Annotated in this window: 24 protein-coding genes; 3 read left to right on the top strand and 21 right to left on the bottom strand. The window is 34.9% G+C overall.

The window, feature by feature from the left end:
• Window positions 1–7 precede the first annotated feature (7 nt).
• Together xerD and IV513_RS06875 are read left to right on the top strand one after the other, a co-directional pair.
• Window positions 8–922 (top strand): site-specific tyrosine recombinase XerD, encoded by a 915-nt coding sequence (gene xerD, locus IV513_RS06880; protein ID WP_209389873.1) that lies wholly within the window; start codon window positions 8–10, stop codon window positions 920–922.
• Window positions 919–1,437, top strand: coding sequence for an NUDIX domain-containing protein (locus tag IV513_RS06875; protein ID WP_209389872.1), 519 nt, complete (start codon window positions 919–921; stop codon window positions 1,435–1,437). The genes xerD and IV513_RS06875 overlap by 4 nt, the downstream gene beginning before the upstream one ends.
• On the opposite strand, the gene IV513_RS06870 is transcribed toward IV513_RS06875, so the two are convergent.
• The 16 genes from IV513_RS06870 to IV513_RS06795 all read right to left on the bottom strand — a co-directional run bounded on the left by IV513_RS06870 (window position 1,434) and on the right by IV513_RS06795 (window position 13,111).
• The gene (locus IV513_RS06870; protein ID WP_209389871.1) at window positions 1,434–1,892 is read right to left on the bottom strand and encodes a heme-binding domain-containing protein; all 459 of its coding nucleotides are present in this window, start codon (window positions 1,890–1,892) and stop codon (window positions 1,434–1,436) included. The genes IV513_RS06875 and IV513_RS06870 overlap by 4 nt on opposite strands.
• The gene (locus IV513_RS06865; protein WP_209389870.1) at window positions 1,892–3,673 is read right to left on the bottom strand and encodes an Ig-like domain-containing protein; all 1,782 of its coding nucleotides are present in this window, start codon (window positions 3,671–3,673) and stop codon (window positions 1,892–1,894) included. Before IV513_RS06865 ends, IV513_RS06870 begins: the two co-directional genes overlap by 1 nt.
• Before the next feature lie 25 nt (window positions 3,674–3,698).
• Window positions 3,699–4,958: a serine hydrolase gene (locus IV513_RS06860; protein ID WP_209389869.1), complete on the bottom strand. Its 1,260-nt coding sequence runs from the start codon at window positions 4,956–4,958 to the stop codon at window positions 3,699–3,701.
• A 148-nt stretch (window positions 4,959–5,106) separates the two neighbouring features.
• Complete coding sequence (locus IV513_RS06855; RefSeq protein ID WP_209389868.1) at window positions 5,107–6,054, bottom strand: 2-hydroxyacid dehydrogenase; 948 nt, start codon at window positions 6,052–6,054, stop codon at window positions 5,107–5,109.
• Window positions 6,055–6,100: 46 nt separating this feature from the next.
• Window positions 6,101–6,358 carry a phosphopantetheine-binding protein gene (locus IV513_RS06850; protein WP_209389867.1) on the bottom strand — a complete coding sequence of 86 codons (258 nt, stop codon included), beginning with the start codon at window positions 6,356–6,358 and terminating at the stop codon, window positions 6,101–6,103.
• A 110-nt stretch (window positions 6,359–6,468) separates the two neighbouring features.
• On the bottom strand, window positions 6,469–7,008 hold the full coding sequence (locus tag IV513_RS06845) for a 3-oxoacyl-ACP synthase (protein WP_209389866.1): 540 nt from the start codon (window positions 7,006–7,008) through the stop codon (window positions 6,469–6,471).
• Window positions 7,009–7,027: 19 nt separating this feature from the next.
• Window positions 7,028–7,312, bottom strand: coding sequence for a type II toxin-antitoxin system RelE/ParE family toxin (locus IV513_RS06840; protein WP_209389865.1), 285 nt, complete (start codon window positions 7,310–7,312; stop codon window positions 7,028–7,030).
• Entirely contained in the window at window positions 7,309–7,548 is a 240-nt protein-coding gene (locus tag IV513_RS06835) for an addiction module protein (protein ID WP_209389864.1), read from the bottom strand. Before IV513_RS06835 ends, IV513_RS06840 begins: the two co-directional genes overlap by 4 nt.
• Before the next feature lie 39 nt (window positions 7,549–7,587).
• On the bottom strand, window positions 7,588–8,736 hold the full coding sequence (locus IV513_RS06830; RefSeq protein WP_209389863.1) for a beta-ketoacyl synthase N-terminal-like domain-containing protein: 1,149 nt from the start codon (window positions 8,734–8,736) through the stop codon (window positions 7,588–7,590).
• The gene (locus IV513_RS06825) at window positions 8,736–9,155 is read right to left on the bottom strand and encodes a thioesterase family protein (protein ID WP_209389862.1); all 420 of its coding nucleotides are present in this window, start codon (window positions 9,153–9,155) and stop codon (window positions 8,736–8,738) included. Before IV513_RS06825 ends, IV513_RS06830 begins: the two co-directional genes overlap by 1 nt.
• Complete coding sequence (locus tag IV513_RS06820; RefSeq protein WP_209389861.1) at window positions 9,145–10,404, bottom strand: ABC transporter permease; 1,260 nt, start codon at window positions 10,402–10,404, stop codon at window positions 9,145–9,147. Before IV513_RS06820 ends, IV513_RS06825 begins: the two co-directional genes overlap by 11 nt.
• Window positions 10,394–11,149: an ABC transporter ATP-binding protein gene (locus tag IV513_RS06815; protein ID WP_209389860.1), complete on the bottom strand. Its 756-nt coding sequence runs from the start codon at window positions 11,147–11,149 to the stop codon at window positions 10,394–10,396. Before IV513_RS06815 ends, IV513_RS06820 begins: the two co-directional genes overlap by 11 nt.
• Before the next feature lie 38 nt (window positions 11,150–11,187).
• On the bottom strand, window positions 11,188–11,469 hold the full coding sequence (locus tag IV513_RS06810; RefSeq protein WP_209389859.1) for a Txe/YoeB family addiction module toxin: 282 nt from the start codon (window positions 11,467–11,469) through the stop codon (window positions 11,188–11,190).
• Complete coding sequence (locus IV513_RS06805) at window positions 11,451–11,660, bottom strand: DUF2683 family protein (protein ID WP_209389858.1); 210 nt, start codon at window positions 11,658–11,660, stop codon at window positions 11,451–11,453. The genes IV513_RS06810 and IV513_RS06805 overlap by 19 nt, the downstream gene beginning before the upstream one ends.
• A gap of 48 nt (window positions 11,661–11,708) precedes the next feature.
• Window positions 11,709–12,704, bottom strand: a complete 996-nt coding sequence (locus tag IV513_RS06800) for a BtrH N-terminal domain-containing protein (RefSeq protein ID WP_209389857.1) — start codon at window positions 12,702–12,704, stop codon at window positions 11,709–11,711.
• A 2-nt stretch (window positions 12,705–12,706) separates the two neighbouring features.
• On the bottom strand, window positions 12,707–13,111 hold the full coding sequence (locus tag IV513_RS06795) for a hypothetical protein (RefSeq protein WP_209389856.1): 405 nt from the start codon (window positions 13,109–13,111) through the stop codon (window positions 12,707–12,709).
• A gap of 297 nt (window positions 13,112–13,408) precedes the next feature.
• On the opposite strand from IV513_RS06795, the gene IV513_RS06790 reads away from it, so the two are divergent.
• On the top strand, window positions 13,409–16,321 hold the full coding sequence (locus IV513_RS06790) for a pitrilysin family protein (RefSeq protein ID WP_209389855.1): 2,913 nt from the start codon (window positions 13,409–13,411) through the stop codon (window positions 16,319–16,321).
• 215 nt (window positions 16,322–16,536) lie between these two features.
• Here the strand turns inward: IV513_RS06790 and IV513_RS06785 are convergent, their stop codons facing one another.
• The 5 genes from IV513_RS06785 to IV513_RS06765 all read right to left on the bottom strand — a co-directional run bounded on the left by IV513_RS06785 (window position 16,537) and on the right by IV513_RS06765 (window position 20,970).
• Window positions 16,537–17,874: an IS1182 family transposase gene (locus IV513_RS06785; RefSeq protein WP_209389854.1), complete on the bottom strand. Its 1,338-nt coding sequence runs from the start codon at window positions 17,872–17,874 to the stop codon at window positions 16,537–16,539.
• Window positions 17,875–17,988: 114 nt separating this feature from the next.
• Window positions 17,989–18,429 carry an ABC transporter permease gene (locus IV513_RS06780; protein ID WP_209389853.1) on the bottom strand — a complete coding sequence of 147 codons (441 nt, stop codon included), beginning with the start codon at window positions 18,427–18,429 and terminating at the stop codon, window positions 17,989–17,991.
• A 51-nt stretch (window positions 18,430–18,480) separates the two neighbouring features.
• On the bottom strand, window positions 18,481–18,915 hold the full coding sequence (locus tag IV513_RS06775) for a hypothetical protein (RefSeq protein ID WP_209389852.1): 435 nt from the start codon (window positions 18,913–18,915) through the stop codon (window positions 18,481–18,483).
• Entirely contained in the window at window positions 18,915–20,054 is a 1,140-nt protein-coding gene (locus IV513_RS06770) for a beta-ketoacyl-ACP synthase III (RefSeq protein ID WP_209389851.1), read from the bottom strand. Before IV513_RS06770 ends, IV513_RS06775 begins: the two co-directional genes overlap by 1 nt.
• 4 nt (window positions 20,055–20,058) lie before the next feature.
• On the bottom strand, window positions 20,059–20,970 hold the full coding sequence (locus IV513_RS06765; protein ID WP_209389850.1) for a dialkylrecorsinol condensing enzyme DarA: 912 nt from the start codon (window positions 20,968–20,970) through the stop codon (window positions 20,059–20,061).
• Window positions 20,971–21,513 lie beyond the last annotated feature (543 nt).

The raw sequence follows: 21,513 nt of genomic DNA, 5'->3' as shown, positions 1-21,513 counted from the left end.
AAACACAATGACTTGGGATGAAAAAATAAAAGATTTCGAAATTTTTTTGAGATTCGAGAGAGATTTTTCCGAAAATACGCTAGACGCTTATATTCGGGATATCAGAAAACTCAGAGATTATGCTTTAAATGATCTTGAAGGTGTTTCTCCGCAAACCATTACTTACGATAATATTCAGGAGTATATTTTCCAACTTTCAAAACAAAAATTTAGCGAAAGGTCTCAGGCAAGATGGATTTCTTCTATTAAAGCATTTTTTAAATTTCTTTTGGAGGAAGAAGTAAGAGAAGATAATCCTTCAGCATTACTCGAAGGTCCTAAATTGGGGCTTTACTTACCCGACACTCTAACTCTTGCTGATATCGAAAAGATAATTGTTGCAGTAGACAAAAATACAGATTTGGGTAAGCGTAATCATTGTATTATTGAAGTGCTTTACGGATGTGGTTTACGTGTTTCCGAGCTTATAGATATAAAAATATCCAATATTAATTTCAAAGAAAGTTATATAAAAATTAACGGAAAAGGTAATAAATCTAGGTTTGTTCCCCTTGCTCAGTACACGGCTAAACTTTTGAAGGAATATATTAATGAAGTAAGATCAAAAGTAAAAGTCAATAAAAAACATGAAGATACGCTTTTCCTCAACAGCAGAGGAACCTCTATGTCCAGAGTAATTGTATTTATTATTATTAAAGAAATTACCGATAAAGCAGGCATCAGCAAAAAAATATCTCCGCATACTTTCAGGCATTCTTTTGCTACACATTTACTTCAAAATGGAGCAGATTTACGTTTTATTCAGGAAATGTTGGGGCATTCTAGTATTACAACTACCGGAATCTATACTCATTTAAAAACCGAAGAACTTCGTGATGTAATTTTGAATTTTCATCCGCGAAATAATAACTTTGTAGAATGAAAGTTTTAAAATATTGCCCAAACTGTGGAAATGAAACCCTATTATGGGATCAGGAAAAAAAGTGGAGCTGTCCAGAATGTAGCTTCACACTATATAATAATGTTGCAGGAGCAGTTGCTGTTGTCATTCGATATAAAGATGAAATTTATCTTACACGAAGAAACCAAGAACCGAAAAAAGGAAAGCTGGATTTAGCAGGAGGTTTTGTAGATCCTAAGGAAAGTGCAGAAAATACTTGTAAAAGAGAACTTTTTGAAGAGCTTAAACTGCAGATTGATATTCACAACCTAAAATATCTTACCAGTCTTCCAAATGTTTATCAGTATAAAGAAATTGATTATAATACCATAGATCTTTTCTACGAATATGAAGTTTCCAGTAAATTTGAGGTTAATTTAGAGCTTTCTGAAATCTCAGAAGCAGTTTGGATTCCTTTAAAAGATCTTAAGCTGGATGAAATTGCTTTCGATTCTCAAAAAAGCTTTTTTGAAGATTACTTAAAGAATTTTTCCTAATAATTTCCTTCTTTTAAAAGGCTTTTAAAATAATTATTCAGTAACGTTCTTTCAGCATCCGAGAGATTGGCTTCTTTATGATAAATAATGTAAGCAGGCATGGGCATTACCTTATTTTCCACTGTTTGAATAGATTTCTCAAGCATTCCTTTTTTTAAATCCTTATTATAAGCAGTCCATACAGAAAAGTTGAGGTGCTCTCTTCCTTCGTTTACATGGCTTTTTAAAGACCAGGAAAATGGAGCTATATAAGCATAAGAAGGGTATTTTGTTTCATTAGAATGACAATCGTAACAAGCATTTTTAAGAATTGCAGAAACTTTTTCCGGAGTTTTTTGCACATCAATAAAATTTTCACTCTTTTTTACCGGGAGATTGTCTCTGTTTACAGGGATAAACTGAATTACAATTATACCTATGGCAATCCAGAAAATTATTTTAGCAAATTTTTTCATTATCTGTTTATTTGAAAATCCCGTCCTCTGTTAGTATTTCCCGTACCCGTATTTTGGAAAGAACTGTTATTATTCTGTAGCGTATTGTTTTGCAGATTTTTATTGTTTTTATCCTGATTTGGTTTGCTGGTATTGCTGCTGTTAATCAGTTTACTGGCATCTAAAACTCTGGTGTCTTTCAAATCCCATTCTTCTTTAGATTGCCAAAGCGGTCGTACTATTACCGTTTTATAGTAAACATAAGAATCTTCGGCAAAGATTCCGTGTTCAAAATCTGCTTCGTCCCAGAACTTGTTTTCGTTATTGTCTACAAGAATTCTTGCGATATATTCTGCGGGTTTTACAATGTCGAAAACAACAGTGTTACCGCTAGTATATTTCTGATAGACAGGTTTCTCGGATGAATCTAACAGTTGTATCCAATATTTCGTTTTCGGCGGATTGGTTAGAATAAATGTAAGTTCACCATAATTTTCTACTTTATCAGCTTCAAAATCGAATCTTTTAGACTCAGAATTTTTGTCATAAAAAGAAGATACTGTTGTTTTGGGAACGGTAAGCTGATATTTTTTTCCTTGAACAAAATCCGAATGAATAAGTAACTGATAAGGATTGGTTTCTGATATTTTTGCCGTAAATGGCTGAACTGTTAAGCTATCAATTTTTAAAGTCCATTTATCGGTGTTAATTTTGTCGATGATGTAGTTAGAATTCAGTGTAAAATCGGATTTCGGAGCCAAAATTCCACCACCACTGTCTAAAGACATTGCGTTCTTTTTATTATATCGATAAAAAATGGTAGCGGTATCTTTTTTTGATGATATTTCGTAGGCAAACTGCAGTTTTTCATTTGCGGCTTGTCCAACATCAGCTTTTACAGCATCGAACCAGATTTTTACCGTATCAGACTTAGCATTCTGAGTTACTTTTATATCTTTCAGTTTTTCGTTTAGGGAAGAGACTTTTACATTTTCGGGATTTCCTTCAAACAACATTTGTATTCCGCCGGGCATTTCTTTCAGTTCGGGCTTTTTAAAAGGCTTTTTAGAAGGATAAAGTTTAAGATTTAATCCTGAGATAGATTTTTCAACCGTAATAGTATCTTTTCTGAAAGCAATTTTTTCCTTTCCCGGATTGAAGATTGAGTTTTCATTTTCATCATCAAATGCAATGATTTTATATTTTCCGGGTGCAAGATAATTCAGCTCATAATATCCGTCATCATCTACTTTAGTAATGTAATACGGCTTCTTCTTATAATCTATCGTATCTTTTAGCGGATAAAGGCCAACAACCATTTTGTTTTGAGAATTGGTCTGTTTTTTTATTGCCATTGCATCTTTTACTTCACCGCTAATGTAAAGATCATCTAATTTTTCACCTGTTGAAAAAGCGAAATTATAATATCTGAGCGGGTTTCCTTCGCTATTATCTACAATAGCATTTCCGAAGTTGAAATTATAAGTGGTATTTGCCTTTAGAGTATCTGTCCACTGGATTACCAAAAATTTATTGGCAATATTAGATGGAAGTATTCTTTTGATATTGGCTATCGTAGGAGAAATATTCAGATTTTTATTGATGTCTTTCAGCGTGATATACTCATTAAAATCGATTCTGAGTTCTCTAATGTCTCTTCTTACATTTACTCTCGTAGTATCTATATTAGAACCAATAACCTGAGGAGCTAGTGTATCTTTAGAACCTCCAATTGGCGAACCTACTCTGGCACAAGACTGTAGAAGCAACCCAATCAGCAATAAAAGAAGAAATCTTTTCATGAAAATATTTGAGCAAAAATAAACATTATTCTCCAAAAACTTCATTTCCGGTTTTTAAAGTATCCTGATTATCTTTCATAATGCTGTGAAGCTTATCTTTCTGAACCGGAAAGTCTTCAAACAGAGCCGAGAGTGCCAATGCCGAATAAACTTTTCCTGAATATTTGTTGCCGATAGCTACAATAGTAACTTTGGATTTAAGAAGATGGGCAAAAACAGAATTGGTTCCGTGCCACCAACCGTTATGATAGGTGAGTTTCTCGCCATTGTCGTAGATTTTCATTCTGAATCCAAGCCCGTAATTATTTTGCCCGGCTTTCTCATTGCTGTAAGGCGTAAATACCATATTCATGAGTTCGGGTTTCAGAAAATCCTTAGAAAACATAGCTTTAGAAAAATTGAATAAATCTCTTGGTGTTGTGTACACATTTTTATCACCGTAAATTAAATCAAGACGATCTAAAGGATACATTTTATTTCCGCCAAAATAAAATGACTGAGACGCTGTAGGAATGTCTTTTTCCTGAAAAATATACGTGTTTTTCATTTTAAGCGGAGTGAAGACCATTTCTTTCATTGCTTGTGGGAAAGGTTTCGATGTAATTTTTTCAATAATTAAAGCTAAAAGAGCATAATTGGTATTGCAGTACATAAACCCGGTATCTGTTTCTCTTGCCAAATCGGGTTTGTATTTGATAATCATATTCAGGATATCCTGATTCGATAAAAAACTTTTTGAAAGTTCAGCAGGAGCGGGCTGAATTTTAGTAATAAAATACTCGTATTTCGGAAGACCACTTCTTTGGTCGAGAAGAGTCTGTACAGTTACATTAGGATAAGGAAACTGTGGAAAAAATTGGGTAATATGATCGGAAAGTTTAATTTTCCCTGCTTCTACAAGTTTCATTGTTGCCATTGCAGTAAGCGTTTTAGAAACCGAAGCTACATGAAGGGGTGTATTTTTATCAATAGGGTTTTGCTCGTTTTCTCTGGCAAAGCCTCTGTAGTTTTCATAAAGAATTTCGTTTCCTTGGGCTACCAAAATACCTCCGCTCAGATTGCCCTGTTCCCAAATTTTTTTGTAATACTGATCTATATATCCTGTTAAATAATTTTTATTGGAGATGTGGATGTTTTCATTTTCAAAAACCTTGTTCAAATCTACATTTCCGTAGTTTGGAAGATTGGTTTTAGGCTCTTCGGAAGCCGATTCTGTTTTGTTTTTTTTACACGAAATAAATAAAATAAAAATACCTGAGAGTAATAGAGTAGTAAACTTCTTCATGAATTTCAAAAAAATGATTGGCAATTTAATAAAACTCAAAACAAAAGATTTAAAATGGCGGTAAATTAAGATTAATTTAACATAATAGATTTCCGCTTAAATGCCGAACAGATAAGGTTGAATGTTTTGAATATCCACTTATAAAAATCTAAGAAAAAGAATTACAGATTTTATCTACAATATATTGTGCAAGTTTTTCTTTACTTTGATGAGTCCATCCTGCAATATGAGGGGTTACAATTACTTTTTCGGAGTGCAAAAGGTATTGTAAATCTTCGTTTTCTTTATTTTTTTCTGAAGAAGTATCAAGATTTTCAAATGAAGATTTTTCGTATTCTAAAACATCAAGACAGGCGCCTTTTACTTTTCCTGTTTTGAGGGCTTCAACCAAACTTTTAGTTTCAACATTCTTTCCTCTTGCGGTATTAACGAAATAAAAATCATTTTTCATATCGTTAATAAATTGATGATTGATAAGATATTGAGTTTCTGTAGTGAGAGGAATATGAAGACTTAGAACTTCCGCTTTTTCTTTTAACTCTTCTAAACTGACCTGTTGAGCAAATTCATCCGAAAGATTAGGCAAAATATCATGAAAAATCACATTGCAGCCAAAACCGGAAAGTCTTTTTGCTGTGGCTTTTCCCATGTTTCCGTAGCCAATTAAACCCACTGTTTTTCCTAAAAGTTCATCACCACGATTTTCTTCGCGAAGCCAAATTCCGTTTTTTACTTCATTAGAAGCAATAATTAAACGGTTCATGATGAGTAATAACATTCCCAAAACATGTTCGGCAACAGAATCTCGATTTCCTTCTGGTGAATTGATGAGTTGAATGCCGAGTTTTTGGGCTGTCGGAATGTCGATATTTTCCATTCCTGCACCTACTCTTGCAATAAATTTTAGATTTTTTGCATTTTCTAAAAAATTTTGGTCTAAAGGAATTCTGCTTCGGATGATAATGCCATCGTAATGCTCAATTTTCTTCAGAACTTCTTCGTAACTGGAATAAAAGTCTTCTTCAAGAGAGAAATTTTTAGCCGAAAGCTGTTCGGTAATAAGTGGGTGATTTTTATCTAATAGTAAAATACGCATATTCTGATCTCAAAAAAGACTTTTATAAAAAGTTAAAAAAAATGGACTATTTTGTTCTGTTTTCTTCTATAAATTTTGCCATAGAATCTATTGATGAGAAAATTTCTTTTCCTTTTTTCGGGTCGGCTAATTTTATTCCGTATTCTTTATCCAAAAGAACAATCAGCTCAAGAGCGTCAATAGAATCCAGGCCAAGACCACCTCCGAATAATGGGTCTGTATCTTTGATTTCTTCTACTGCAACATCTTCAAGGTTAAGAACTTCAATGATTTTGTGTTTTAATTCTTCTTTTAAGTTTTCCATAAATAAATTTCATTTATAATGTACCAATGTATAAGTTTAACAATATAACAATGAGTTATTAGCATTATTTAAAAATTGGTAAACCGGTACATTTTTACATTGTTATATTTTTACACAGTTAGCAAATATACAAAAGCTTTGTAACTTTCCTGATACAGTTCTATCCAGCCGCAAAGCACTTTTTCAGCTTTTCCGGATTTTAGAATCTGTTCTGAGTAATTGTTTAAAAATTCTTCATCAAAATCATCCAATACGAAAAAAGCGTTTTCTGTCTGCATTTTGTGACGGATGCTGATTTCTCCTACACAAATGTTGGGCAAAGTATAGACGAAAACCGCAGGGCTTGGGAAGTAATTTTCCTCAGAATTGATGCTTTCCTGGTATTTAAAATCGGTATCCAGACTTGATGATTTGTTGGCAAAAACCAATGCTGTTCTGCTTTGGTCTTCGTTTTTTAAAATCATTTCAGAGGCGAGAAAAGCGAGTTTGCTGAGATTATCCATTTTGTGGAATTTTGGATAATTTAATGCTAAACTTTTATAAGCTTCTTTCGCAAAATCTGAGAAATTCTGGGTCTCAGATTCAAAAATAATCTCGTTGTTGAGAATGATTTTTGGGTTTTCTATAAGGCAAATGTCTGTTTTCTTCATTGATGGCTTCGAAAAAAGGTTAGGGCTTCTTTTGTGGATTTTGGTGGGTGTTGAAAACAGATAGAACAATGATTTTATCATCAATAATATCAAAAATGATAAGATAGGGAAATTTTTGCAGGAAAGCTTCTCTGTATTTTTTCTTAATTTGGAAATGTTTTGGGTGGGTTTTAATTCTCTTGAAGTATTTATCCAGCTGCTTCATAAATTTTTCTCCCAAACCTTTTTGTGCATTTTCATAATAAAGATATGCCTCCAGAATTTCGAGATTTGCTTCTTCCTGTACGATTAATTCATAAATCATTTCAGAGCAGATTTTACATTCTCTTTTACTTCCTCCCAAGTATAAGATTTGCTTTGCCCATTCAGATGTTTCTCTTTTCTTTTATCTAACTCTTCATAAAACCAATCCGGAACAGCAGGATAGTTATCTTCCTGTTCCTCCACATCGATGATTCCGTTGATGATGCGCAAAATTCTGTCATCTGCAATGTCGATGAATTCGTGAATTCTTTTTCTGATATCTACAGTAGATTCCATTGGGCAAAACTTTTGTGATTATAAAATTACAAAATTATTTTATGATTTCTCCAAAACAATCGCCGCATTACATCCTCCAAAACCAGAAGCTGTTTTCAAAATATATTTGATTTCTGCCGTTTGGTTTTCTTTAATAATATTCAAAGGTTGGGAAGTTCCCGTTTCGTTGAAATTTTTTGATGGAATTAAGGTATTATTCAAAGCAGATTCCATAGAAATAATACTTTCCAATAATCCTGAAGCTCCCAAACAATGACCGTAATACGCTTTCAGACTGTTCAAAGGAATGTTTTGCAAATCCATTCTGTTAAAAGCGATGGCTTCCATCTCGTCGTTGTAAATAGTCGCTGTTCCGTGTGCAGAAACGAAATCGATTTTTTCTGATGAAATTTTTGCTTCTTTCATTGCATTTTGAACGCTGGCAAACAAACCGTCACCAGTTCTTGAAGGTCCTGAAATATGATTAGCGTCGTTAATGGCTGAATCTCCTGAAATTTTAAAACTAAATTTTTCGGTTTTATTTAATTCTGAAGTGATATAAACCGCAGCTGCTGCTTCACCAATGTTGATTCCGTTGCGGTTTTTGTCGTATGGTTTGCAGATTTCTGTTCCGATTGCCTGAAATGAGTTGAATCCGGAAATCACAAATTCAGAAATCTCATCTCCGGCTGCTACAAAAGCATTTTTGTATTTTCCGGACTGAATCATATTCTTCGCCACAGCAATCGCCATTACTCCCGAAACACAGGCATTGGAAACCACAATTGGTTTGGTTTTAAAACCGAAAAAATCAGCCATTTTCTGAGCCATTTTTGAAAGAAAAACGTCTTCCGGCAAAGTCTCCATATTTTTTAATAGGCTGATATTTCCTTTTGTGGTTGATAAAATAAATGCGGTTTCTTCTGTGATGTTATGTCTTTCTACCAGAGGTTTTAAGCTCAACAGCAACATTTTTTCAAGCCTTGTGAATTCAATATTGTCATTCTGAGCGAAGTCGAAGAATCTATTAAATTCTTTTGTCAATTTTTCAGAATCAATCTTTGAAGCGTAAAACGGCTCCTGATTTTTGATGATTTGATGTAAAGCTACGCCGGATTTCCCGTCCAAAAGGGCTTTCCAATTAGAAGGAACGTCAAAACCTAAAGGCGTGACGCAGTTGTAATCTGTAATATAAATTTCTGTGGTCATTACAATCCCATTTTATCTTTCCAGGCCTGAAAAAATTCAGGATTATATAAACATAAATTATTGTCGGAATCCAGAAAAACCTGAATCGTTTCCCCTGAACAGACCAATTGGTTGGCTTCGTTGAAAAGCTCGTATTGGTAAATCAATTTCGCTGAATTAGAATTAACAAAAGTCGTTACAATTTTGAACGTTTCTCCGTATTTTAAAGGCAGAAAATGCTCCGTAGTTGTTTTTACAATCGGCGTTACATATCCCGCTTTTTGAATATCAAGATAAGTCAAACCGTGCTGTCTTCCGAAAGCTTCTCTTCCGTCTTCAAAATATACGATGTAATGCCCGTGCCAGACAATTCCTAGCGGGTCTGTTTCATTGAAGCGTACACGTACTTCTTCTGTACAAGTTAAATCTTTAGACTGCATTCTGTTTTCTCTCATAAAATAAAGCAATACCAACCATCGCTACATAAAATAAAAATAAGAAAATCAATTCTTTTGCAATATCACCAATGCCGCTGTTTCTTAAAATGATGTCGTAATAGGCATTCAACCCCCAGTTCATTGGAGAAAATGCCGCGATTTTCTGCATAAATTCAGGCATCAGAAAAACCGGAACCCAGATGCCACCAATGGCTGCCAAAACAACCACTGATGTTGCTCCAAATGGTGCAGATTGTTCCTGAGTTTTCGCCACTGTTCCCAGTAAAACGCCAAATCCTATGGCTGCCAAACCTGCAAATAAAGTGACGATAATGAGGTTAAACATTTTTCCGGTCACATCGAACTGTGGTAAATCCATTAAAGGAAAAAGCCAGATTCCCACTGCAACCATCAGCAAAAACTGAATAACACAAATAATTAAATACGTACATGTTTTTCCTAAAATGTGAATGTAATAGGGAGTGGGACTCACACGAACTCTCACACTCGTTCCCTGACTTTTTTCTTTAACTAAATTAATAGATAACGGCACCACGATAAAGAAAATGGCAAACAACGCCCAAGCCGGAACGTTATGCTGTACTGAGTTGGGTTTGGCTTCCAAAGCAGATTTTGGAACGATTTCTTTGAAAGTAATCAGGCTTTTGTTATCCAAATTTTCCGTGGTTCCCAACTGGTCCTGGAATGCTTTGTATATTTTTTTGTTCTCGATTTCGAAGACCATTTTGTTGATGGCATTCATCACAGAATTCTTGAAACTTGCATTGGTTGCTGGATCGAAGTACAGATGAATGTCTTTCGCTTTTGTGTCTACAACTTTTGCGGAAGCTGAATCGGTTTCCAGACCAAAAGAACTCACAATCGTTTGAACTTTGGAATCAATATTTGAATTGATATCTTTCGTTAAATTCTGTGGAATTACAATTGCCATCTGATATTCACCCGAAAATACGGCAGCTTTAGCCGAATTTTCGTTGTAATCTGTCAAAAGCTGAAAACTTTTGCTGGCTTTTAGTTCAGATTCTATTCTTTTTGAAATTTCAGAATGGTCGTTATCAATAAAAATAATCGGGATTTTTGAACCTTCCAGATTTTTAAACGTCGAATCTTGAATCAACGTAATGGTAATAATAAGCAGCAAAGGCATTAGGAATATAATGACAATTCCTCCGATATCCCGCTTCAGTAAAAGGATTTCCTTAAAAAAACTTCTCCACAGTTTATACAACATCTCTCAGTTCTTTTCCGGTTAATGATATGAAAACGTCTTCCAGATTTTCTGCATTGGCAACTCTTTGCACCAGTTCTTGAGGCGTTCCTGTAGCGTGGATTTTTCCGTGGTCGATAATGGCAATTTTTGTACAGAATTCTTCCGCTTCAGAAAGGTGATGCGAGGTGTAAATAATGCAGGTTCCTTTTTTATTCAAATCTAAAAGATAATCAATAATCGCTTTTTTGGACTGGACATCCACTCCAACAGTCGGTTCGTCCAGAAACAATACTTTCGGGTTGTGAAGCGTTCCCGCAATCAAGTTGCAACGGCGTTTCATTCCACCGGAAAACTGTTCAACTTTTTTGTTGGCAAATTTCGTTAAACCCATCAATTCCAATGCTTCATCAATGGTATTTCTCAGTTTTTTGTGGCTTAAACCGTACAAACTTCCGAAAAACATCAGGTTTTCTTTGGCGGTTAAAGTCGGGTAGAGTGCATATTCCTGGGGGACAACGCCAATGATTTGTTTGAGTTTCGTGCTGTTTTTCTGAGGCGAAAGTCCGTTGATGGTAAAACTTCCCGATGTCGGTTTGATTAAACCGGAAAGCATAGAAATCAAAGTGGTTTTTCCCGCTCCGTTGGGGCCGAGAATGCCGTAAATTTCGTCTTTATTGATGTTCAAAGAAATCTCATTGACAGAAAAGTCTTCTGCATTTTTATATTTTTTGTAGAGATTTTTTATTTCGATGATGGGATTTGACATTGTTAGTTCTGACTTTTTATGAATAAATTTAGAAGAGATTAGTTATCACTGTAATATCTCAAAGAACTTACTACGATTACATTTTTATCTTCTTCATAAATTTCATAAACAAACCTGTCTTTTTTATTGATTCGTCTGCTCCAAATTTCTCCATCAAAATACTTTAATTGTTCCGGATTTCCAGTTCCCGTTCTTGGATGCTCTTCTAATTCTTTAAAGAAAATTTCCACTTTTTTAACATCAGATTTATTGCCAGACTTTAAAATTTTAGCAAGGTCTTTTTCCGCTTCTTTTGTACGGACTATTTGATACCTTCCCATATGTTTTTTGTGTTTACAGCAACAACATCTCCTTCTGAATAAGCTTTTCTTGCTCTTTTTACTTTTTCAGAAAAATCTTTCGAAGGAGTTTCATCTTCCTGTATTTTTAAATCAGCAACACCTAAAGCTTTTAAAATGGCTTTGATTTTTTTACTCTCGCTGGAATCTATTTTAAAACTGAATGTTGTCATAAGTGATTGCATTTTAGTACAAATTTAGATAAATTAATCTACTGACGGTTAAATCGCTTTTCTCAGTTTCTTATAAAAAGCTTCCTCCAAATCCGCGATATGCAACATCGATTTTGAAAGCTGATTGTAAATATCACTTTTCGAATTTCTGTTTTTATAAACCCTTGCAATATCCACGGCAAAATCTCGCCACAGATCACCAATGGCTGTAATTTCTTTGGATAATTCTTTTAGCTCATCATTTTTTAGAATGACAGCCGCTTCCTGTAAAAACGCACCATAAATAAACCGAAATCCGCCGCCGCCGGTTCCGATTTCTTCCTGCATTCTAATGAGTTGCCCGAGATAATGATTGGTCACTTTCGTTCCCTTTTTCTCTGCCCATTTTGGGATGCTTTTCGCTACCCAGCGCATCGCTTTTACACCAATCAAAGGAACGGGAGCCAGCATATTTTTGCAGGTATCTTTAATGCCTTTTTTGATGGCTTCTTCAAGATTCACGGTTTCGGGAATATAGGTTGGGAAATACATATGACCTTTTGGCGGAAGTGCGCCTTTGGCGTAACGTACTTTTTCCAGTTCTGCTTCCGAAAGGGAAGTTGCGAAATCCATAACCGGGTCGCTAATGAGAAATCTTCCATCTTCTTTGCCATAAACCACCAAATTGTGTGCATTGAAATGGAATTTATATTCTTCAGGGAAATAAGTGAGGTTGAAAACCCCAACCTGTAGTCCGGTCGGAATATTTTGTTCTAAATTTTTTTCTAAAGCAGCTTGTGCCTCTTTTGGATTGGAGAATTTCTGTCTTTTGATTTTAATTCCCAGTCTTTTTGCCGCTTTGCTGAAAATTGAGCCGGGCATTGGCCGATAACTGAATCCAGGTGCAAAATTTACTTTTAAAAAAGGTAAATACACAAAAAATAATCCGGAACCGATTCCGAAAATCATAGGTTCGCTGAGTTTTAAGCCTTTGTTGAGTAACAGGTTGGAGGCAACACCGTTTTCGCAGTGAGCGGTTTGGTGGTGTTCAAAGTTGATTTTCATTGTTATTTACCGTCGAAGTTTTTTAATTCATCCACCGAAATTCCGAATGCGTCGGCATATTTTTTCAGGGTAGAATCGCTAAGTTTTTTGAATACTGATGGTTTTGCGTGTCTTTTAACGGTCCATTGCCATTTATCAACATAGGCTGCAAGAACCTGGAAATCCATTTTGTTGAGTTCCATAAAATAGATAATCGGGCTAACGATATTATTGGCAACGTTGCGTTTTGCTTCATCCACACGTTCTGAGATGAGCTCCATAGATTCGTCCAAAACCGCATTCTTGATATCCCAACCACTGCTTTTGGCAGTGCCGTAATTATTATTTTCGTCTGTAACGTACAGAACCTCCGTCATATTAGCAGAGGTTAAACTGCCCTTGTCCTGTGGGATGTCTTGTTTTTTCACAACTATTTCGATAATAAGGTCAATTAAATGGCTAAAGTAGTAAAATTGCAGGACATAAATTCATGGTTTTTTCTAAGTATCTTCTAAATGGGTTTTTCGAAATGCTCGTTTGTTGTGAATCGTAAATCATTTATTATGTTAACAAAGTGTTTAATTTTATCAATTTCAGGAAGGTTTTTATAATCATTTAATTACGAGGAGAGGCATGTTTCAAAAAAAATAGGTTTGAGAAATAATTATTCTAAATGTAACTTTATGCTTATTTTTACTACCAATATTTTTTAATTCTTATTTTATATGAAGAAATTTTTTATATCCGTTTCTCTTTTCTGCACCATTATGGCAATGGCTCAAAAGTTTGAAACCCAAAAACAGACCGATGCACAAGGCTATTCTTACGAAACTGTAAAAAACGATTTGGCTGGAGTAAGAATCTACACTTTGAAAAATGGTCTGAAAGTCTATCTTGCAAAAAATGACGATGCACCAAGAATTCAGACGTATATTCCGGTTAGAACAGGTTCTAATAATGATCCGAGTGATAATACCGGTCTTGCTCATTATTTGGAGCACATGGTTTTCAAGGGAACTTCTCATCTTGGTACTTCAGACTGGGTAAAAGAAAATGCTCTTTTGGCACAGATTTCAGATCTTTATGAGCAACATAAGGCAGAAAAAGATCCTGAAAAAAAGAAAGCGTTATACAAAAAAATAGATGAAGTATCTCAGGAAGCTTCAAAATATGCTATTGCCAACGAATACGATAAGGCTATTTCGTCTTTGGGAGCAACCGGAACCAATGCTCATACTTGGTTAGACGAAACAGTTTACAAGAATAATATACCTTCTAATGAGCTTGAAAAATGGCTTAAGGTTGAAAAAGAACGTTTTTCTGAATTGGTTCTAAGGCTTTTTCATACAGAATTGGAAGCCGTTTATGAAGAATATAACAGAGCACAGGATAACGACGGAAGATTGGTTAATTATGCTTTGATGGATGCACTTTTCCCAAAACATCCTAACGGTCAGCAAACAACAATCGGAACATCCGAACATTTGAAAAGTCCTTCTATGAAGGCTATTCATAAGTATTTTGATACGTACTATGTACCTAATAATATGGCGGTAGTTTTGGTAGGAGATTTAGACTTCGACAAAACCATAAAACTGGTGGATGAGTATTTTGGCTCGTTCAAGTACAAAGAATTGCCGATGAAGAAAATGGTTTCTGAAGAACCTATGACAAAAGTTGTAGAGAGAACAGTAAAAAGTCCTTCTACACCAAGAATGACAATGGCATGGAGAACAGATTCTTACGGAACTCAACAGGCAAGACTTGCCAATATGGTTGCAGAAATTCTTAGTAATAATGGAGATGCTGGTTTAATTGATTTGAATGTAAACCAAAAACAAAAAACACTTGGAGCTGGAGCTTATGCAAATCCTCTGAAAACCTATGGATCTATCAATTTATCGGTAACTCCTAAAGACGGACAAAGCTTTGATGAAGCTAAAAAACTTCTTTTGGAACAGATAAATCTTGTGAAAAAAGGAGAATTCCCCGACTGGATTTTGAAAGCGATTGTAAACGATATGAAAGTTCAGCGTATGAAGTCTTGGGAAACTGCCGATGGATTAGCAACAGAACTGTATGGAAATTACATTGGGGAAAGAACCTGGGAACAGGAACTGGATGAAATTAACCAGTACGAGAAAATTACTAAAGCGGATATAGTAAAGTTTGCCAACGATTTCTTTAAAGATAATTATGTTGTCGTTTATAAGGAGAAAGGAGTGAATGATAAATTGGTTCGAGTAGAAAACCCGGGAATTACACCCATTAAAATTAACAGAGATGCTCAGTCGCCTTTCCTGAAAGATATTTTAGCCAATAAACCTGCCGAAATTAAGCCTCAATTTATAGATTACAAAACTGCTATCGCTACAAGTCAAATTAAAGATAAAAAAGTCAGTTTTGTAAAAAATAAATACAATAAAGTTGCTCAGGTAACTTATATTTTCCCTTTCGGAACAGATAATGATAAAGAATTATCGTTAGGCGTAAGTGTTCTTCAGTATCTTGGGACAGATAAATATACTCCGGAACAATTGAAAGAAGAATTTTACAAGCTTGGAATTTCAAACAGTTTCAGAACTTCAAATGACCAAACTTTTATTACTTTAACAGGTCTTGAAGCCAATATGAAAAAAGGAGTTCAGCTTTTAAATCATTGGATGACGAATGTGAAAGCAGATAAAACTATCTACGATCAAACCGTTAAAACGATTCTTGAGTCTAGAGAAGCTGCGAAAAAAGATAAAAACAGAATTATGGCTGCTCTTTCCAATTATGCTAAATATGGAAAAGAGTCTAGAATGACAGATATTATTTCTAAACAACGTTTACAAAGCATCAATGTAAACGATTTAATGTCTAAAATTAAAACACTGAATAACTATCCTTATGAAGTATTTTTATATGGAGACAGCCAGTCAGATTTAGAAAAATCGGTTAAGCCTTTTATCAGCAATGCATCATTAAAACCTGCAGTAGCCAAAGTGTATCCGGAACCGGCAACACAAGGAAAAGTTTATTTTACCAACTACGATATGGTACAAATGGAAATGTCTAAAGTAGCTAGAGGTGGAGATGTTAACCTTGCAGATTTTGGTAAGGCAAATGTTTTCAATGAGTATTTTGGAAGAGGACTTTCGTCTATTGTGTTTCAGGAAATTAGAGAAAGTAAATCTTTAGCTTATTCAGCGTATGTTTCTTTCGCAAATGCGTCAGAAAAAGGTCATCCCAACTATGTTACCAATTACATCGGAACACAGGCAAATAAATTACCTTTAGCAGTAAATGCGATGAATGATTTGATGGCAGATTTTCCACAGATTCCTGCTCAGTTCGAAAATTCTAAAGGCTCAGCCTTAAAGCAAATTGCGTCTAACAGAATCAACAGAACCAATATTTTCTTCAATCAATTAGCACTTAAAAAACTGGGTGTAGATTACGATATCCGAAAAGATGTTTATGCGGAAATTCAAACTTTAACGTTGCCTCAGTTGACTAATTTTTACAATTCTGATATTAAACCGTTAAAATATAATACAGCCATTATCGGGAAAAAAGAAAACCTGAATATGGAATCAATTAATAAAATGGGAGAATTTAAAGAAGTGACTCTTGAAGAGATCTTCGGATATTAATTTTCATTGATATAAATTGTTTGAAGTGGGGCAGTAATGCCCCACTTTTTTATTGTTGATGAATATTGAACTCTAAACTTGTCTAAATAATAAAAGAGGCTGTCTCAAAAGGGCAGCCTCTTTTTTGTGCTGAGTTGAAAAAAAAACATTTTTAGGGTTTTGTTTTTATAAAAACTTTGAAAAACAAAGCTAAAAAAGTCAAAAAACAGTCTATTTCAGGCTGCTTTTGCCATTTTTTTGAGATTATGGGCAATGGCTAGGATGCCTATTTCTACCTCGACCTTGGTTTTTCCTCGAAGCATAAAGCGTTTAAAGTTTTTGTTGTGTTTGAGCTCTGCAAAAACAGGTTCAACATCGTGACATCGCTGTTTTCGGAGTTTAATGCCTTTTTTGGTATTGAGTAGTTTGAAAACCCTTTCCCTGATTTTTGCCAGTCGAGGATTGTTTTGAGAAGTGGTTATTTGTTGCGATTTTTGGTCTTTTCTGAAGTAATTGTATTTAACATAAGATTTTATTTTCTTGTTTTTCAGTAGGTTATAGTTTTCTTCCGAACCGTAGCCTGCATCGGCAACGAGCTCTTTCGGAACTTTATGATAGCTGTCCTCAAAACCTTTTAAATGCGACTCCAATGTTTTAGTATCCGTAGGATTGGGATGGATGGAATAATGTAAAATAAATTGTTTATTCGTAGAAATCTGTAGATTATAGGCAGCTTTGAGCTGTCCGTTTCGCATATGATCCTCTTTCATCCGCATAAAAGTAGCATCTGTATCGGTCTTGGAATAAGAGTTTCTGGCTTGTAAAATCGCCTGTTGTTTTTTGTATTTATCCAAATTGTTTGCCCAGTTTTTATTGGCATAATTCAGTTTCTGGCGAACTTTCGAAGGTATTTTTTTATCCTTCAACACCTCGTTGATCTTGTCGATGGTTTGTGTTACTTTTTCTGAATCAATCTCTTTAAAATCGATGTTTTCAGTGTTTTGAAGCTCTTCTTTTGCCACACTTTCTGCATAATTCCATAGCTCTTCCAGTTGCTCTGCAATTCTTACCTGATGCTTCTTGATGGCTCTTCCCCAAACAAAAGTATAGCGGTTGGCGTTGGCCTCTATCTTGGTCCCATCTACAAAAGTGGTTTCCAGGCTTACCAAGCCTTCCTTCTCCAAGAGCAAAACAATTTGTGTAAAGATGGCTTTTACTTCACCCTTTAATCGCTCGCTTCGAAACCTGTTCAAAGTATTATGATCAGGACGGCTCATCGCCGAAAGCCACATAAAATGGATGTTTTCTTTCAATGCCTGTTCCATTTTCCGGCTTGAATAAATGTTACTCAAATAATCATAAATCAATACTTTCAAAAGCATTTTCGGGTGGTAAGATGAAGTTCCTCCCGGTTTGTAGGTTTTGATTAAATTTTTAATATCCAAACCATCGATGATGTTTGAAACTATTTTCACAGGATGCTTTTCATCAATCAACTCCGATAAATTCGGAGGAAAAAGCAAATTTTGTTTGGGATTGTAATCTTTAAAGACTACTTTTGACTTAGTTAACACACAGCAAATTACAAAATTTGCAACTATTAGGAAAGCTTAGGCTTTCCTTTTTTGCATAAAAAAGGCTGTCTCTCTTTTGAGACAGCCTCTTCAATATTGAAAAATGAAGTTGAATTAATTTACTTCCTGAATAAAAAGACTGATTTCTGTACGTATCAAAAGTTTTTCATCTAAAAAAGTTTCGCAGAAAATCTGGCAGATGTTTTCGTATTTTGAAATTAATGAGGCTTTAGAAATGATCTTTTTTCCTACTGCGGGAAGTTCGAAAATTTCAATTTTTTTGATATTGGTAATAAAACCGATCACTTTCGTATCGGAATCGGGGTTGGCAAAGAAATTTTGCCCCAAAATGGAAGAAGATGTCTGTGCCGAATGCTCAATTAATCCTGATTCCGAAAAAAAACCGTTTCTGACGAAAATATTGCCTGCTTTTATTTCAAATGAAGTGACTACTTTTTCAGGAGTGAGCTCAAGGATATAATCTGCCATCAGCATTGGAGTACGATGTGGCAAAAATTGAGAAATATCGATGAGGTTGTCCTGTTTTGGTTCCATTGATTATTATTTAAACTTAACGGGCGTAACCCGCTAAGTTTTTGTTTAATTTTACTCTTTCACTACGGTTTTCATCTGTGATTTGGCAATGATTTCGTTGTTGATTTTGGTGACGATTTCCACCAATGTTACACCCATCATTTCATTTAAAATTGAAACTTCGGTTTTTAAAATATCATTTATTTTTGGTAATGCTTCGGCTTCAAAAGATTTTATCGCTCCGATATATCCTGTAGGAGCCTGTTTTCCCAAAAGATAAAACTGATATCCGGTATGAAGAGCCACACTCTGTGCCTGATGCTCGATTAAACCCGATGCCTGAAAAATTCCGTTACTCACAAAAATGTTTTCTTCTTCTATAGTAAAGCCGGAGATTAAATGATTTTCTGAATATTCTGCGAGTTCACTTACCATAACAAAAGGGAACTTCTGAGGAATAAGGCTTTCTACAAATTGCTTGTCGGATGAAGGCAGTCTGTTTTCCATTAAACTACCGTTAGAAGTGAGCAAGAATAAGCAAATCTTCCGCTTTCCGGGATGCAGAGCAGCACTTTTTCCCCTTTTTTAAGTTTACCGGAATTCATAAGCTGTTCCAGGGCAATAAAAATAGAACCTGCACCAATATTTCCTACTTCAGAAAGATTGTAGAACCATTTTTCCCATGGAAAATCTAAGCCTACATTGGCAAACTCCTCTTTCAGGCCTTCTTTGAAATAACCTGAAGAAATATGTGCCAAAACGTGGTCAATAGAATCGGGATCCAGCTCGTGCTTATCAAAAGAAGTTCTTAAACTTTCTGCACCTTTCACCAGAATGTATTTATCTAAAATTTTAGTATCCTGCTTTAAAGCAAAAATAGACTGGTTCAGCCATTCTTCGGCAGGATATTCGGCCCAGGATTTCAGGCTTCCGTCTTCCTGTTTTTCGCACCCGGAATACATGCATGCTTCAATTTGATGTGCATAAGAATAAAAATCAATCCATTCTACTCTTAAAGAAGTGCTGTTTTCTCTCGGTTTATTTTCCAATAAAAGAGCTCCTGCTCCGTCAGAAAGCATCCATCTTAAAAATTCTCTTTTGAAGGCTACTATGGGCTTTTCTTCTAAAAGCTTAAGATTTTCGGCTTCGTGGTTGAATTTATCTGCGGTCATCCATGCAGAAAACCTTTCAGAACCTACGCAGATTGCATTGTCTTTCACACCTGCTTTCACATTTAAAAATGCATAATTGAAAGCATTCATTCCGGAATTGCATAATCCTGTAGAAGTGTTAATTTCTACCGATTTTCCCATGTTGAGTTCGCCGTGTACCATAGATGCATGGGAAGGCTGGATCTGATCTGCAGAAGTCGTTCCGCAGGAAAGAAGCTCCATATCTTCTTTTTTGAAATGCTCATCAAAAAGACCTTCCACAGCTTTTGCCGTAATCTGTGCGTTGGTATGTGTGGGTTTTCCGTTTTTGTCTAAAGCATAATATCTCGTGGTAATCTTATTGTTTCTCAGGATTAAAGCACGTGCTTTAGAAGGGGTATTATTCACCAGGCCAAGATAGCTTTCCATTTCATCATTAGAAATCGGCTCATTTGGCAAGTATGTAGATGCCTTGGTTATAAATACTTCGTTCATTTTTTTATTTTAAATTAATACCTTGTAAATATTCTCTTTGTTTTTTTCTCTTTTTCCATAAAAGGGGAGCAAGAAGCAGGTGAAATATAAGAACAATTGGCGAAATAATCCAAATCGCTGCCATCAAATATACCTTAAAGAGTTTAATAAGCAAAGGGCGTTTTTCTTTTTTTCTGATGATAAGGTTAGACCAGACGGTGAAGATTTTGTTTCCCACTTTTTCTACTCTTACCAAAAAAGGGCGTATTTCCACAGCTCCGTTTTTTACAAGTTCCGGCTGCAGACCAACAAAATTACTGCTGAAATGTTGCTCTATAATTCTGCCGTATTTTACCGAGCCCTGTATCTCTTCATCCGAAACTCCTGCGGCGGGTAACATTCCGGATTTCTCTTTTTTACCCGTTGTAAGCCATCTCAGAATGGTAAGAACGCTGGTGTAATTATCATGTCTGTCTACCAAAGCGATATTTCCTACTAATTTTGAGTTGAGGTTTTTTAAATATACTTTTAATTTTTCCTGAGACAGCATCCACATATTTCTGGTGCCAGAAATAGTGACAACCGGTACATCTTTCATTATCTTTTCGGCAAAACCGCTTTTCAGAAAAGAAATAATAGGAATAGAAGGGGTAAGATACCATACCTGATATCCGAAAAGAATCAGATCAAATTTTGTATTGAGAACTTCTTCCGGTGGAGGTAAAATTTCACTTGGGATCTGTAAATAAGATTCTGGAAATGTATTGAAAAAAACATCACCCGGCCATGGGAATGGGAAGTCTTTTTTTAGCTGAATATTGTAATAAGTTACTTTGTATTCAGTTTTTTTATCTTCAAAAGGTTTCGCAATATTTTTTACAATATCTTCCAGTTGCCCGGTCTGAGTATAATAAATTACGAGTATGTTTTTTTGCATTAATCTTTTTTATGTATTACAAAAATATGATTTTAGATTTATTATTCGTGCCTAAATATTTTTAATGAACCAGAATTAAACAATTGTTTATAATTTTGGTTTTCAAAAACATTATTTTCAATATTGAGGAGAATAACGGTTTCCGGGCAATCTGTAATGCTGTTTAGATCGAAATTTTGATCTGAAATTAAAAGCACATCAACCTTTTTATTGATTTCTGATAGGTTTTCAATATAAAACAGTTTTCTTTTCTTTACCAGATAATTGTTTTTTGCAACAGCTCTTTTTTCTGAATCTCGTATTTGGCTGAACAGCTTTCTTTTCGCCTGCTGAAGGGTAAGAAGAACGTCTTTCTGCCCGAAATCATTGGCAATATGTAAGATAACCGCATCTTTGGCAATCCATTGATTAAGCTTGTAATAAAGAGATTTATTTTTGTTAAAGTCAATACTGTCCTAAATAAAAATTATTAAAAATAGAAACAGCCTAAATACCTATTTTACATTTAGCTTTACATTTAATTTCAAAAAAGAACCCCTTGAT

Source organism: Chryseobacterium sp. RR2-3-20 (assembly GCF_017808115.1).
Lineage (GTDB): Bacteria > Bacteroidota > Bacteroidia > Flavobacteriales > Weeksellaceae > Chryseobacterium > Chryseobacterium oryzae.
Note: the sequence above shows the minus strand (reverse complement) of the source record. Positions and strands in the feature narration are given on the sequence as shown.